The sequence below is a fragment of the Chlorobiota bacterium genome, assembly GCA_016710285.1.
GTDB lineage: Bacteria > Bacteroidota > Ignavibacteria > OLB7 > OLB7 > OLB7.
In genome coordinates this window covers 2,184,617-2,197,761 of sequence record JADJXR010000001.1, presented here as the reverse complement: position 1 = coordinate 2,197,761, position 13,145 = coordinate 2,184,617, and the positions used below count along the sequence as shown (strand labels likewise).

General features: G+C 59.3%; 10 protein-coding genes. 7 read left to right on the top strand and 3 right to left on the bottom strand.

All coding sequences use genetic code 11. The annotated features are described in order from the left end of the window. The first annotated feature begins 17 nt into the window (after nucleotides 1–17). The gene (locus IPM61_07925) at nucleotides 18–1,277 is read left to right on the top strand and encodes a class I SAM-dependent RNA methyltransferase (GenBank protein MBK8911246.1); all 1,260 of its coding nucleotides are present in this window, start codon (nucleotides 18–20) and stop codon (nucleotides 1,275–1,277) included. Beyond that, nucleotides 1,274–2,365, top strand: coding sequence for a hypothetical protein (locus IPM61_07920; GenBank protein ID MBK8911245.1), 1,092 nt, complete (start codon nucleotides 1,274–1,276; stop codon nucleotides 2,363–2,365). Before IPM61_07925 ends, IPM61_07920 begins: the two co-directional genes overlap by 4 nt. Here the strand turns inward: IPM61_07920 and IPM61_07915 are convergent. Next, a complete protein-coding gene (locus IPM61_07915) occupies nucleotides 2,362–3,357 on the bottom strand; it encodes a class I SAM-dependent methyltransferase (protein MBK8911244.1) in 996 nt (331 codons plus the stop codon). The genes IPM61_07920 and IPM61_07915 overlap by 4 nt on opposite strands. 118 nt (nucleotides 3,358–3,475) lie before the next feature. After that, nucleotides 3,476–3,781, bottom strand: a complete 306-nt coding sequence (locus IPM61_07910; protein MBK8911243.1) for a DUF2087 domain-containing protein — start codon at nucleotides 3,779–3,781, stop codon at nucleotides 3,476–3,478. Between the two features lie 288 nt (nucleotides 3,782–4,069). Between IPM61_07910 and mtgA the strand changes: the two genes are divergently transcribed. The 4 genes from mtgA (at nucleotide 4,070) to IPM61_07890 (ending at nucleotide 10,231) form a co-directional block, all read left to right on the top strand. Next, nucleotides 4,070–4,804 carry a monofunctional biosynthetic peptidoglycan transglycosylase gene (mtgA, locus tag IPM61_07905; protein MBK8911242.1) on the top strand — a complete coding sequence of 245 codons (735 nt, stop codon included), beginning with the start codon at nucleotides 4,070–4,072 and terminating at the stop codon, nucleotides 4,802–4,804. A gap of 17 nt (nucleotides 4,805–4,821) precedes the next feature. Further along, complete coding sequence (locus tag IPM61_07900) at nucleotides 4,822–7,674, top strand: amidohydrolase family protein (protein MBK8911241.1); 2,853 nt, start codon at nucleotides 4,822–4,824, stop codon at nucleotides 7,672–7,674. A gap of 11 nt (nucleotides 7,675–7,685) precedes the next feature. Continuing rightward, nucleotides 7,686–9,461 carry a hypothetical protein gene (locus tag IPM61_07895; GenBank protein ID MBK8911240.1) on the top strand — a complete coding sequence of 592 codons (1,776 nt, stop codon included), beginning with the start codon at nucleotides 7,686–7,688 and terminating at the stop codon, nucleotides 9,459–9,461. Nucleotides 9,462–9,574: 113 nt separating this feature from the next. Further along, entirely contained in the window at nucleotides 9,575–10,231 is a 657-nt protein-coding gene (locus IPM61_07890; GenBank protein MBK8911239.1) for a hypothetical protein, read from the top strand. A 97-nt stretch (nucleotides 10,232–10,328) separates the two neighbouring features. Here IPM61_07890 and IPM61_07885 read toward each other — a convergent pair whose 3' ends face one another. Then, nucleotides 10,329–11,612, bottom strand: a complete 1,284-nt coding sequence (locus IPM61_07885) for a hypothetical protein (GenBank protein ID MBK8911238.1) — start codon at nucleotides 11,610–11,612, stop codon at nucleotides 10,329–10,331. A gap of 410 nt (nucleotides 11,613–12,022) precedes the next feature. On the opposite strand from IPM61_07885, the gene IPM61_07880 reads away from it, so the two are divergent. Further along, complete coding sequence (locus IPM61_07880) at nucleotides 12,023–13,057, top strand: hypothetical protein (GenBank protein ID MBK8911237.1); 1,035 nt, start codon at nucleotides 12,023–12,025, stop codon at nucleotides 13,055–13,057. The last annotated feature ends 88 nt before the right edge of the window (nucleotides 13,058–13,145 follow it).

Below are 13,145 nucleotides of genomic sequence, written 5' to 3'. Positions count from 1 at the left end.
GAACGGAGTATCCGCCATTGAATCATCGCTTGCCAGAACTGGCAATCCCGACCTTTGCGCAACTGCTGTTGCGGCAGCTTCCGGTTCCGCCGAAGGGGGAGCAACGGGCGCAAGAGATTGAGCCGTTGGCCACCCTTGAGTACGCCGCCGAGCTTGCGTTGAAGCAAGCCGCGCTCGGCGAATTTTGGAACTGGCACCAGCTTCCGCTATCGCCGGAAGCAATCCTTCCATCCCCCAAACCTCGCCGCTACCGAACCACCACCAAACGCCGCGTCTTTGCCAAAGGAAGCCGTGTGGTGATGGGGTTCAAGGGTGGCGAGCGAACATCGTCACCGCTGCCGGAATCGCTGCTGGAGCCGCAGGAGCACACGGCGATTTACCGGCTCATTCTTCAGAAAATCACCTCACCCCCGTACCGGCTGCTGGTTCCCCATCTCAACCATGTCATCATTCGTGGAAGCTACACGGAGTTCACGGTGATCCTGAACGTGGACCGCTTGAATGCGGAGATCGTCAGGAAGCTGAAGTTGCTGGGCGAGCATCTGCGAACGGGGAATCTTTCGGTGGTCTCCGCCTTTGTTTTCCACGACCCCACCCGCAGCGATTACTACCTTGAATCGCTGCGGCCCAAAGCCGGGGTCAGCTTCAAAAAACTGTTCGGGCCGGAGCGGTTGCGCGTGAAGTTTGGCGAACGAACCTACTTGCTGGGACCGACCGCCTTCAGCCAAGTCAACGAGGCGATGATCCCCACGATGTTGGAAACGGCGCGGCAGCTGCTGCAACCAACCCGGGCGGGCCGGCTGCTGGATTTATACTGTGGCTACGGGCTGTTTGCCGGCCATTTTGCCGATGACTTCCAGGAGATTGTGGGGGTTGAGTACGAGCGCACCGCCGTGGAAGGGGCAAAGCAAAACCTGGCACGCGGCGGCAGCGGCCAACCAAGCGCGGCCATGCAGTTTGTTGCCGGAACCATCACCGCTGCGAACCTTCCCCGATTGCTCCCCCGCGCCGATTCCAGCATGGCGGAGTGGGTGCTGCTGGACCCACCGCGCCACGGAACCGATGCCGGAGTGGTGGGGGCGATTGCCGCACGGAAACCGGTGCGGGTTCTTCACATTTTTTGCGGGATTGATGAAATCCCCCGCGAGGTCCGGTCGTGGCGGGAAAAGGGTTACGGGGTGGAGCGGATCGTCCCGCTGGATATGTTCCCCGGGACCCCGAACCTTGAGGTGCTTCTGTTGCTGCTTCCGTCACAAACCGCGGCGGGGGGGAAATGAATGTGAGATTCTCCCCCGTTGCAACGGCGTGCGCGCTGCTGGTTTCGTTGCTGCTGGCCGGGTGCGTTGCCAACCCCGGCGAACCCGCGCCGCCGCCGCTAACCGGCGACTTCTCGCACGGGGTCCTGATCGTCAACGAAGGGTTGTGGCGGCAGGATAATTCCACGCTGAGTTATCACAACCCGGCTACCGGCCAAACCGTGAACGATTACTTTGCGCGGCGCAACCCGGGGCTGCGGATTGGGGACACCGGGAACGATATTCTGGTCCGGAATGACCGGGCGTTCATCCTGGTTTCCACCTCGCGGACGATTGAGGTGCTGCGGTTGCCTTTGGGGGAATCGGAGGGAAGGATTCAGTTTGCCGACGGGGCCGAGCTTCGGATGATGGCCATCGTCAACGACTCCTCCGCATGGGCAACCACCTACGACGACCGCGTTGTGGAATTCAACCCAACAACGCTACGCCGCACGGGGCGAAGCCTTCCGGTTGGCCCCGCGCCGGAAGGGATTGCTGCGGCCCACGGGCGGTTGTTCGTGGCCAACTCATCGCAGGGGAAGCTGCGCGCAACCGAGCCGAACGCCTGGAGCGTTACGGTGCTGGACCCCACAAGCGGAGCCGAAGAAGCATCGCTGCAGTTTGGGCCGAACCCCTGGGCCATTCACTACCTTCCGGCCACCGATCGGATTTACCTGCTGCTCCGCCCCCTCTACCCCGATTCCGTTGGCGGGTTGGTGGAGATCAATCCGCAAACCTTTGCCCAGGAGCGGCGGTGGCGGTTTATCAATCCGGGACCAATGGAAGTGGCATTCGATGATGTTGGCGGTGTGGCGTATCTGCTGGCCGATGGGGGCGTTGTGCGGTTGCCGCTGCGTGATGGTGGCGCAATCGAAGCGGCCACCATCATCCCCCGCTCCGTTTTTCGCGGAAGCCCGTTCGATCTTGGAGTTTCGCCCGATGGGAAGCTGTACGTTGCCGATGTTCAGGAATTCACCACCGCCGCAGAAATCGTGGTGGCCGACACCGCAGGAACAGTGGTGGGGCGGTTTGCCGGCGGGTTAAATCCCGGGGCGTTCGGATTTTATTAGGTTCCCGGAACAGCTTGTTGAGGCTTGCCAAGCACCAAGAAAAACGTTGCGCCAGCCGTGGGATATTTTTTCCGGAGCCACAGTTCGTACCGCCGGACCAACCGGTTTCCAAAATGCTTCATCGTTACCAGCAGGATGTGGTTGTAGGTCTCCAAATGCCGCACCTCATATTCTGGAAGCAGCTGTTCTGGGAAGAACCCCTCGCTGTCGCGGATGTCGGTGATTGTGGCAACCTCATCAAGGCTGATCGGCTTGGTGATCAGTTTCTCGGCGATCAGCGTGTCGTTGATTCGATCAATCAGCGTGTTCGCCACCTTGCCCCGGTCCGGGCGAATCACGTAGAATGCCTTGCGCATCATTGCCATGATGCCAAGCCGGCGTGCGGCCTCCATAAGGGCCAGCTTGGGATACCCCACCGGACGGAGCAACCGGTAGTTCCGCCGCAGAAATGTATGCTGGTGGAAATGCTTGTTCGGCTCGTGGGCAATGAACAGCATCCCCCCTGGCTTCAGCACCCGATCCACCTCGCTCAAAAATTGATTGGTCTCCTTGATATGATGAAGGACGGAGTTCATCGTCACCACATCCATCGAGTTTGTTTGGAATGGCAGCCGGTAGGGAATCTCCCCGGTGATTTTCTGGAACTGAAAACGGGGGGGCAACTGCTGCTCGGCAATGGTTTGGCGGGCAGTGTTCAGCATCCCCTCGGAAAGGTCGCTGCAGATGATCGTATCCTCGGCCTTCAGATAGGGAGCAACCGTGACGGGAACGAACCCGGCCCCGCTGCCAATATCAAGGAGCGTGATCGCTTCTTTGGAGGCTATGTGGCGTTTGGCCAGCGTCTGCCAGCGTTCCCGCTCTTGCTCAAGCATCTCCTTGTGGATGTCGGCATAGCCGTGGTTGGCGGAGTCGTGATCGTAGAACAACTCGTTCACGCGAAGAACAAGTTGCTCGGGGTAGCGTTCGGCAGAGTGGTTGTTGGAATTACTCATCACAAAGGTTTGAAGGCGCGGTCGCCAAAGAAGAAGCACCGGAAGAAATTAGCAATATCAAGCAACGCCAAAACGCAAGCCCGCTGTCACGATCTGTTGGTTTGGCCATTGCCCCTTTTTACTCACTCACGTTCGGCGTTCGCCAGTACACCGCTCCGTTCCGCGTGCGCTCAATCAGTTTTGCGTCGTACAACTCGCGGCGCAGCAAGGCGTGGTCGCCAAAGGTGTGCCAGGCTTGCAGCAGCTGGTTGACCTCGCGCTCGGTGTACTCCTTCCCAGCCTCGAATTTCGTGGCCAGATACCGGAGCGCGGCGTTCCGTTTTGCGGGGCGTGCCGGCCATATCCACAAGCGGTCGTGCTCATCAAGGAAGGTGTAAAGCTCTTGGCGAAGGCCTTCCAACTCGCCGTTGTTGTCTGGTTCCATGCGGCAAATATCGGCAATTGAACCCACTGGCAGATGGCCGCCAACCACCCCAGGCCAGCCACGCCAACGGCTGGGCGGTACTCCGTGAAAACTTCCTACATTTGCCCGGCACGGCAGAACCCGCCGCAGCACTAGTCAACCATGGCACAAAGCACACGTGGCCGCCGCGCTGTTGCCCAACAACTTGGGCTACTGGACCAATCCACGCCAGCCAACACATCGGGAACGCGAGGAGCAGCGAAACCTTCCCGGCAGAAACTCCCAACCGACGGAGCAATTCTCGGCACGATGATCAAACGGGTTTTCAAATGGATATTCCGGCTGGTTGCGGCGTTCTTTATCGTCTCCATTTCGCTGGTGGTGATCTACCGCTTCATTGATCCCCCCATCACCCCGCTGATGCTGATCCGCCCGCTGGAAGGGGCCACCAGCGGGAACGTTGTTGGGGTGGCAAAAGAGTGGGTCAGCATTGACGACGTAAGCCCCGTTCTGCTCCGCTCCCTTATCGCTGCCGAAGATGGCCGATTCTTTTCCCACGGCGGCGTTGACATGAAAGCTCTGGAACGCGCCCAAGCCTACAACGAGCGGATGAAAGGGAAAAAACTGCGCGGCGCAAGCACCATCACCATGCAGTGCGCACGGAACGTCTTCCTGTGGCAAGGCCGCAACTACATCCGCAAAGGGCTGGAGATTTACTTCACCTACTTGATGGAGTTTGTTTGGGGGAAGAAGCGGATTCTGGAGGTGTATATCAACGTGATTGAATGGGGGGATGGGATCTACGGGGTCCAGGCCGCCGCGCAGAAGTACTTCGGCATCTCCGCGCGGGACCTGAACGCACGCCAAGCCGCCCTGTTAGCCTCGGTCCTGCCGAACCCACGCCGCTGGAGCCCTGCGGATCCAACGGCCTACATCAACAAACGGGCATCGGGGATTCAAGGGCGTGCGCGTGGGGTTAGCCTGTCGCCAATCAACGCAAACGGCGGCGGCAAAGCCACCCAGCCGAAACGGAAAAAGAAATAGAACGATTTCCAACAACCATGATTCGTGCATCATTCCTGCTTGCTCTGTTTTTTGCCGCACCGTTGTTGTTTGCCCAGCCAGGGGGTGAGAACAATGAGAAGCCAGAAGTTGGTCCCGTAACCCGCACGTTCGTTATCCGGAATGCCCGGATTGTGCAGGGGCCTGGGCGGGTTATCGAGCGCGGCGCGGTCCTTATCCGCGACGGGGTGATTGCTGCGGTGGGGACCAGCATCCCCATTCCGTTCGATGCGGAGATCATCGAGGGGGATTCGATGACGGTCTATGCCGGATTCATTGATGGGATGTCGAACGCTGGCGTGGCCAAACCGAAGGAGGAGCCAAAGTACGACCGGGTTCCGCGCCCGGGCGATCCGCCAAACGCCCGCGCCGGAATCCAACCGGAGCGCGACGTTCGGGACCTTCTTAGCAGCACCGACCCATTGCTCGATTCGCTTCGGCGCGCTGGGTTCACCGTGGCGCAAACGGTCCCGCGCGGGCAGATGCTTCCTGGCACGGGGGCAATCATCAGCCTGGGGGGGGACCAGCCAAGCGGCATGGTGATTCGGGGGAACTCCGCGCTGTTCGCGCAGTTTGTTCCGGCGGAAAACGATGTCTATCCCGCCACCACGTTCGCCATCATGGCCAAGTGGCGCAACCTGTTCACCAACGCCAAGCAACGCCACGCGCAGGGGGAAACCTACGGCAAGAATCCGAACGGAATCGAGCGGCCAGCGTGGGACGCAACCACCGCCGCGTTCTTCCCCGTGGTGGATGGCCAGCAGCCGGTGCTGTTCCGCGTGGAGGACCCGTTGGAGGTCCGCCGCGCACTCCACCTGCAACGCGACCTCGGCTTCCGGCTGATGCTTGCCGGGCTGAAAGAAGGCTGGGATGTTGAAGAGGTCCTGAAAAGCAGCAATCTCCCCCTGTTCCTCTCCCTCGATTTCCCGGAACCCCCAGCCGAAAAAGAAGACGACACCACCGCCGCCGCCGACTCGCTGGCCGCAGCCCGCCCGCCGAACACCGAGGCATCCATCGGGACCTCTATTGGGACCTCCATCGCCCCGCTGCACCGCACCGAGCGGCCCGGGGATGTGCGGGCGGAACAGCAGATGCTGAAAACAAAACAAGCCAGCAGCCGCGCCACCTTCTACGCCAACGCCGGGCGGCTGCACCGCGCCGGGGTGAAGTTCGGATTCAGCACACTGGGAAGCAGTGCGGGGAAGCTGCGCCAAAACGTCCGCACCGCCATCCAGCATGGCCTGCCGGAAGATGCCGCGCTTGCCGCGCTGACCACCGAACCAGCCCGAATGCTTGGGCTGGAACGGAGTTTGGGAACCGTTGAGCAAGGGAAGATTGCCAACCTTGTGGTGACCAAAGGATCGTGGTTCGCAAAGGAAAGCACCGTCCGCTACGTGTTTGTTGACGGGCGCAAGTATGAGTACAAACCACCGAAAGAGAAGAAGCAGGAGAAAGATCAGGGGAAGGAAAAGAACGACAGCGCAACCCAACTTGCCAACGCCCCAATTGGCGACACGCTGATGCGGAACCCGGCTCTTGCGCTTCGGCAGCAAGCAAGCCAACGCGGGAACCTTCTGGTGCGGAACGGCACGCTGCTGACCATCACCAACGGGACGCTGGAGCGGACAGATATTTTGGTGCAGAACGGCATCATCACAAAAATTGGGGCGGGGCTAACGGCTCCCGCAGGAACCGACACGATTGACGCCACCGGCCAGTTCGTGATGCCCGGAATTATTGATGCCCACAGCCACATCGCCACCACCGATGTTAATGAGTGGACAAATCCCGTCACCGCCGAAGTCGCCATTGGCGACGTGATTGACCCGTACGACATCTCCATCTACCGCGCCCTTGCCGGTGGCAAAACGATTGCCCACGTGATGCACGGATCGGCAAACGCAATCGGCGGGCAATGCCAAACCATGAAGATGCGCTACGGAACCACCGACCCCGAAGGATTGGTGATGGAGAACGCCCCGCGCACCATCAAGTTTGCGTTGGGCGAGAATCCAACGCGGGTGCATGGGCGCGGATTCAACGTCCGCCCGGCAACGCGCATGGGGGTTGAGCAAGTGATCCGCGATGCATTCACCCAAGCGCAACGCTACATGGCCGCAAAGGAATCGCACGAAAACGGAGGCGACCAACGGACCACCCCACCTCCCTACGACCTGCGGCTGGAGACGCTTGCAGCAGTGTTGCGGGGCGAGATTCTTGTCCATTGCCACAGCTACCGCGCCGACGAGATACTGATGCTGATGCGGGTCTTCCGCGATTTCGGCATCAAGAAACTCACCTTCCAGCACGTCAACGAAGGGTTCAAAATTGCCCCCGAGCTTGCTGATTTTGGCGCGATGGCATCGGTGTTTGCCGATTGGTGGGCGTATAAATTCGAGGTCTATTACTCCACCGCGTACAACGCCGCAATCCTTACCCGGAACAACGTCACAACCTCCATCAACTCCGACTCGCCCGAGCTTGACCGCCACCTCAATCACGAAGCCGCAAAAACGATGCGCTACGGCGGGCTAACCCGCGACGAAGCGTTGGCACTAATCACCATCAACCCAGCAAAGCAGTTGGGAATTGAGAAGAGAGTTGGCTCGATTGAGGTGGGGAAGGAGGCCGATCTGGCAATCTTCAACGCCCATCCACTCTCGGTCTATTCGATTTGCCAGAAGACCGTGGTGGATGGTGTCGTCCGCTTCGACCGCGACCGCGACCCCGACGATATGCGGCTGCGGATTGACCCCAAAACTCCAATCGAAACCAGCACCATCTTCCACCAGCATGAGGATTTCTGCATGAAAGGAACCGAAGGATTGTGGGAGCTGATGGTGGGGGAATAACAGAAAAAATTATGCGCCCTTGCTATCTCTACTGCTGCCTGCTGCTTGCCATTTGGCCAACGGTTCTGCTTGGCCAGCCCAGCATTGTGCAGCAGCAATCGGAGCAGTTTGGCCAGATGCCCCAGCGGACCGAGGAAGGGTGGGATGCGTTCAACAACCACGTACCCACCGCTCCGGCGTTGCTTCGCCAGCAGGCGTGCAGCCTTCGGAACATCGTCTTTGGCTGGCACCCGTACTGGATGGGGACGGCCTACAACGATTACGACCTCACCCTCCTTTCCGACATCTCCTATTTCTCCTACGAAGTTGACACCGCCACCGGGGGCTACCGCAGCATCCACAGCTGGCTGACGACGGAGCTGGTCCCGAAAGCCCGGCAATCTGGGGTTCGGGTGAATTTGTGCGTGACGCTGTTTGCCGGCCACGGGGCCGTGCTGGGGAATCCAACGCGGCGGAAGGCGTTGGTGGATAGCCTTGTTCGGCTTGTGCGCCAGCGCGACGGGAATGGAGTAAACATTGACTTTGAGGGGATGGGCGCAAGCCAGCGTGCGAACTTCACGGCGTTCATTGCCGAACTGTCGGCGGCGTTCCACACGGCGATCCCAGGCTCGCAAGTTTCGATTGCCGTTCCGGCAGTGGACTGGAACAACGTGATGGACGCAAAAGCGCTGGCAACCACCGCCGATTTGCTCATCATCATGGGCTACGATTACCACTGGGGGGGCGCGCCCAACACTGGCCCGGTTTCGCCAACAAACAATGGCGCGTTCTGGGGGGCGTACGACCTTACCCGCTCGATCAACAGCTACTTGGCCAAAGGCGTTCCTCCAGAAAAACTGTGCCTGGGCCTCCCCTACTACGGCTACGACTGGGCCGCCGCCGACAGCACGCCAGCAGCAAAAACAAAAGGGACCGGGAAGGCCGTGCTCTTCTCCAGCGCGGTGCGCAACGCGGGGACCCACGGGCGGCGGTGGGACCTCCATTCCTCCACCCCCTACTACTCCTACCACGTTGACAGCACGTGGCACCAATGCTGGTACGACGATGCCGAAAGCCTGCGAAAAAAATATGAGTTGGCAGCGCGGAAGCGGCTTGCTGGGGTCGGGATTTGGGCGTTGGGATATGATGGGGACCGGAGCGAACTGTGGGACCTTTTGCGGGAGACCTTCACCACCTGCGCGGCATCGCCATGCAGCGGGGAACTGAGCGACATGGGGGGGCCAACCGGGAACTACTACAACCGCGAACGCTGGACCCAAACGATTGCCCCAGCCAACGCCCATCGGGTCTCGCTTGCCTTCACCTCCTTCAGCATTGCCGACGACCGCCTAACCGTGTACGATGGCCGCGACACCACCGCGCCACTGATAGGAAGTTTCACCGGAGCCAACAACCCAGGAACGCTGGTTGCCCGCAGCGGAGCCATGACGCTGGCGTTTGAATCGAACGACACGGGGACCTCCTGGGGGTGGCGGGCTGGGTGGGAATGCAGCACGGAGCCAAGCGGAGTTCAGGATAGCCACGACAGCGTCCGGTTGGTCCTGCGGTATCAGCCCGATGGCAGGGTGAGGTTGCGTTTTCCTGGGGCTGACCCTTCGGCAATCCAGCTGCGGCTGTTCGACCTTGCGGGGCACGTGGTGTACGAACAGAACGGGGCGCACGCCGTGCCCGACATCGTTCTGGACCGTGCGGCGATTGGGATTCCCGCCGGCTGCTACATTGCCAGCGTTACGCGGCGCACCAACGGGCAGCACGCAACGGCAACGGAGCGATTGTTCTTGTGGTAGGGTATTCGGGCGATTTTTTTTCTTCGGCGTGTCACATCCTTCTTTGGGCAGGTGTCATGGGGCAACGCAAGGGTTCATTCCGAACCATTCTCATCAACCGGGACACACACACCATGAAGACTTTCTGGAAATCAGGATTGGCAGCATTTCTGCTCATCGGAATTTCGGGCGTGGCACTGGGGCAAACGCGAACAGTGGAAACCACCTCGATCACCGACTCCACTTCGGGCGAAACACAAACAACCACGGTCGTCAAGGTGGGATATTCTGAGGATATCACGCCACGCCGGCAGATGGTGTTTATTGATCCCTTCAAGTTCTTCGCCATGTTCAATGCCTCCTATCTGTACGCGCTCGACAGCAAGGTTGCGGTGGGTGGCGGAATCCAAACTCCCACAGCGTTGATGGATGGCGACGGGCTGACCGAGAAGGTGACGGGGTTCGGCCTGAACATTGAAGGGAGGTATTACCCCACTGCCAAAATGTTCCGGGGATTCCACTTTGTGGGGAATATTTCCTACAACCACATCAGCTATCAAGATTTCAGCGATGCCACGCTGACGCAACAGGAGCAAACAAGCAATCCAATAACGATTGGTACAGGGTTGGGGTGGCACTGGTATCCGTGGGATGAATGCGCCGTGGAGTTTGTGTTTGGCGCGGACCTGCAGATGGGACCAACCACAACCCCCATTCCCGGATTAAGCCTGTACAGCGACAAAGCTGGTGTTGTCCCGTGGGGACGATGTAACATCGGCTACGCCTGGTAGCCCCCCGCGTTGGCGGGCTGGCAGAAATGGGTGAAAGGAGAAGGGCCTTATCACAGCAAGTGATGAGACCCTTCTCTTTTTTCGGCGTGAAGTTTTTTTAGTTAATCAGCCGCCATGCTGGGGGAAGGAACAGGTACATCCGCGATTGGCCGGGGTTGATGGCCACGGCTCCGGTCAGCGGTTGCGCGTCGTCGTTGACGATAATCAGCAGCTGCCCCGGCACGCCGGCAGGAAGGATGGTGTTGTTCGGCGTAGCAATGGCATCGTTGGCAACTTGCAGCACCATTGCCGACGGCGTAAGAACGATGTTCGGCGATGCCGGAATTGTTGCCGTGGAAACCACCGCCACCCCGCTGGTGATTGCCAGCGCAGTTCCCGGGCTGGCAATATCCAACGATGCTGTTGGCGTGTTGGTCCCAATTCCCACGTTCCCATCGTTGCGAACGTACAGAAGGCTTGTGCCCGCACTGTTGGCCACCGCAAGCGCCGCCGCGCCACTGTTTGCGGTGGAGCCTTGCACCGAAAGGCGTGGCCCCAGCGCCGGCGCAGTCCCCACCTGCATATCCCCTTGTACATGAAGTTGGCCAATCAGCAAGGAGGCTGCGGGATTGATATCCACCCCTTCAATCGTGCCGTCGGCAATGGCGGTGGAGCTTACCGCCGATTCCGCCAGCTTCGCGGTCGTGATCGCGCCGTCGGCAATCGTGGGATTTGGATATTCCCCTGACAGCTCTCCCCCGGCTTCCCCTCTTGGAATCGCGATGATTCCTTCCGCCAACTTCTCCTGCGTCACCCCTCCATCGGCAATCATGCTGGTGACGACTCCCTTCTTTTCAATGGAGATCGTCCCGCCAGCAATTTCGATTCCATCGCCGGGCGTCAGCGATCCTCCACCGCCGGTTGGGGGCGTTCGCCATGCCACTCCGGTAGGGGTGTTGGTCAGCACCTGGCCGTCGCTGGCACCGCTGCTGCTCAGCTTTGCGGTGGTGATGCTTCCGTCCGGCACTTCGTTGGCAAAGCGGGCGTTGAAGGCGTAGGGGGCGGCGGCAAGCGGGGTGCGCGGCTGCAAGGTGTTGTCCGCAATCGCGATCTCCAGAAACAGCGGCTTATCAGCGGCGATGTTCAGCGGCACCGCCGCGCCCAGCTGCGTGCTGAACAACCCGGACTTGGTGGCGATGGTCTGCGATTCCTCCCAAACCTTATTCCCGCCGGTTGCGGCATCGAACAATCGGAAGGTGGCGTTGTGTGGGCCGTCGGCAACGGGGGTTGCGCCATTGGTCACCAGCCCCTGGTAGCTTATGGTTGGCGGGATTTGCGCCTGCGCCGCCACGGTGGTGGCCACCAGCGCAAGCAGAAGCAATGGTGTACGGTGTCTGTTCATCGGTAACTCTCCTGTGAAATATGTGAATGTGGATGATCTGGATTTGCCGGTCAGAAACGCAACAACGGATTGGCGTCGAGGAAGCGGTGCTGCGTGTGGAAGAAATGGGGCAAGGGGAGCAAGCAATGCCCCCCTTCATTGTCTTAACACGCCCAATGAAAAAAAAGTTAGTGGGGTCCCAAAAATGTTGGGATGGCTTTCCGTTTCGGTTTTCTGCGATTCCATTTCTACTCCCTGCCGCTCTACTTCCCACACTATTTCCCGCCGTTTACTGGGCCATTGCTGCCGTTCCCTTGGTGGGGGTGGAAGTGGCGGTGGGCGTTGCGGTAGGTTTGTGCCAGCCAATCACATGATGATTGGGGCAACGAACAAACCAGGAATACCAAGATTACACGACAAGGGAGACCACGATGAACATCACAACAGCACGCACAGTAAGCACGATACTCACCACCGCAATCCTTTCGCTGATCCTTTGCACGATTGCCAGCGCACAGATCAGCATCGGGGGGTTCACGATTGGAAGCAACAGCAGCGGAAGCAACAACGGCGGAATTGACCCGCTGAAGACGATCCAAGACCTGCAACGCAAACGGGTGAAAGCCTTCCACGAAGCAATTAAGCCGTACAAAAGCGCGATTGATTATTTCGACAACGCCTACCCCGATGGCGTTATCCGCTTTGGCGACAACATGATTGGGCAATTCAAAAAACACCTTGCCAACCTTGCGATTGTGGACAGCATTGCCAACTCCCCCGAGTTCAAGGATGTTCACAACAACAAGCCCGACGATTACTACTGCAAACCGGATGACATCCGCGCCGTTGCTGCTGCGCGGAACCAGATTGCCGAACGCTCGGTCAGGGCCACGGTGCAGCAAGGTTTGGAGCTTTGGATTCGCGAGGCGGAGCGGTTGGGAAGCGACCTGAAAAGCAACGACGGGTGGGTGCGCCCTTCCGGCAATATCATGCAGACGCTGGTATTCGAGCGGGAACAGGGGCACGCCGATTTGATGAAGAACATCACCCCAAAATATGAAGCCGTCGGGCTGCCCGTTCCGGCCGATATTTTTGCCGAACTGGATGCAAAATTGGACGCGCTCTGGTCCGCAATCGAAGCCGCCGCCCCAAACTTTGCATGGCCCACCGATCTGAAAAAAGATGCCACCATTGAGGGGATCGCAAAAAAGAAAATGGGGGGAGTTAGCGGCATCACCGTGCTGAAAACTGGGATGCTGAAAAGTGAGTGGGGAATCACCAAAAACAGCTTGGGGATACCGGTCCGCCGCTATCGCACCGGGGTGATGCTATACAGCAAAGCGGGCGAAAATTTATGCCGCTACCGTGAGTTCACCTACGAGGAAGAATATGCCGGCGGAGGAACCTACAGCAAGAGCGAGAAGGTCTGGTTCAGCGAAGGGATGAAGCTGGTGAAATGCCCGTAGCACGGGGCGCAAAGCGGAATCATGGCGGGGTACAACAGAGCGGCAACTTCCATCGCATGGAGGTTGCCGCTTTGCTGTTGTTGGAATC

Coding starts and splice junctions, on each gene's coding strand:
- IPM61_07920 (MBK8911245.1), top strand. CDS start 1,274: ATGAATGTGAGATTCTCCCCCGTTGCAACGGCGTGCGCGCTGCTGGTT.
- IPM61_07915 (MBK8911244.1), bottom strand. CDS start 3,357: ATGAGTAATTCCAACAACCACTCTGCCGAACGCTACCCCGAGCAACTT.
- IPM61_07910 (MBK8911243.1), bottom strand. CDS start 3,781: ATGGAACCAGACAACAACGGCGAGTTGGAAGGCCTTCGCCAAGAGCTT.
- mtgA (MBK8911242.1), top strand. CDS start 4,070: ATGATCAAACGGGTTTTCAAATGGATATTCCGGCTGGTTGCGGCGTTC.
- IPM61_07900 (MBK8911241.1), top strand. CDS start 4,822: ATGATTCGTGCATCATTCCTGCTTGCTCTGTTTTTTGCCGCACCGTTG.
- IPM61_07895 (MBK8911240.1), top strand. CDS start 7,686: ATGCGCCCTTGCTATCTCTACTGCTGCCTGCTGCTTGCCATTTGGCCA.
- IPM61_07890 (MBK8911239.1), top strand. CDS start 9,575: ATGAAGACTTTCTGGAAATCAGGATTGGCAGCATTTCTGCTCATCGGA.
- IPM61_07885 (MBK8911238.1), bottom strand. CDS start 11,612: ATGAACAGACACCGTACACCATTGCTTCTGCTTGCGCTGGTGGCCACC.
- IPM61_07880 (MBK8911237.1), top strand. CDS start 12,023: ATGAACATCACAACAGCACGCACAGTAAGCACGATACTCACCACCGCA.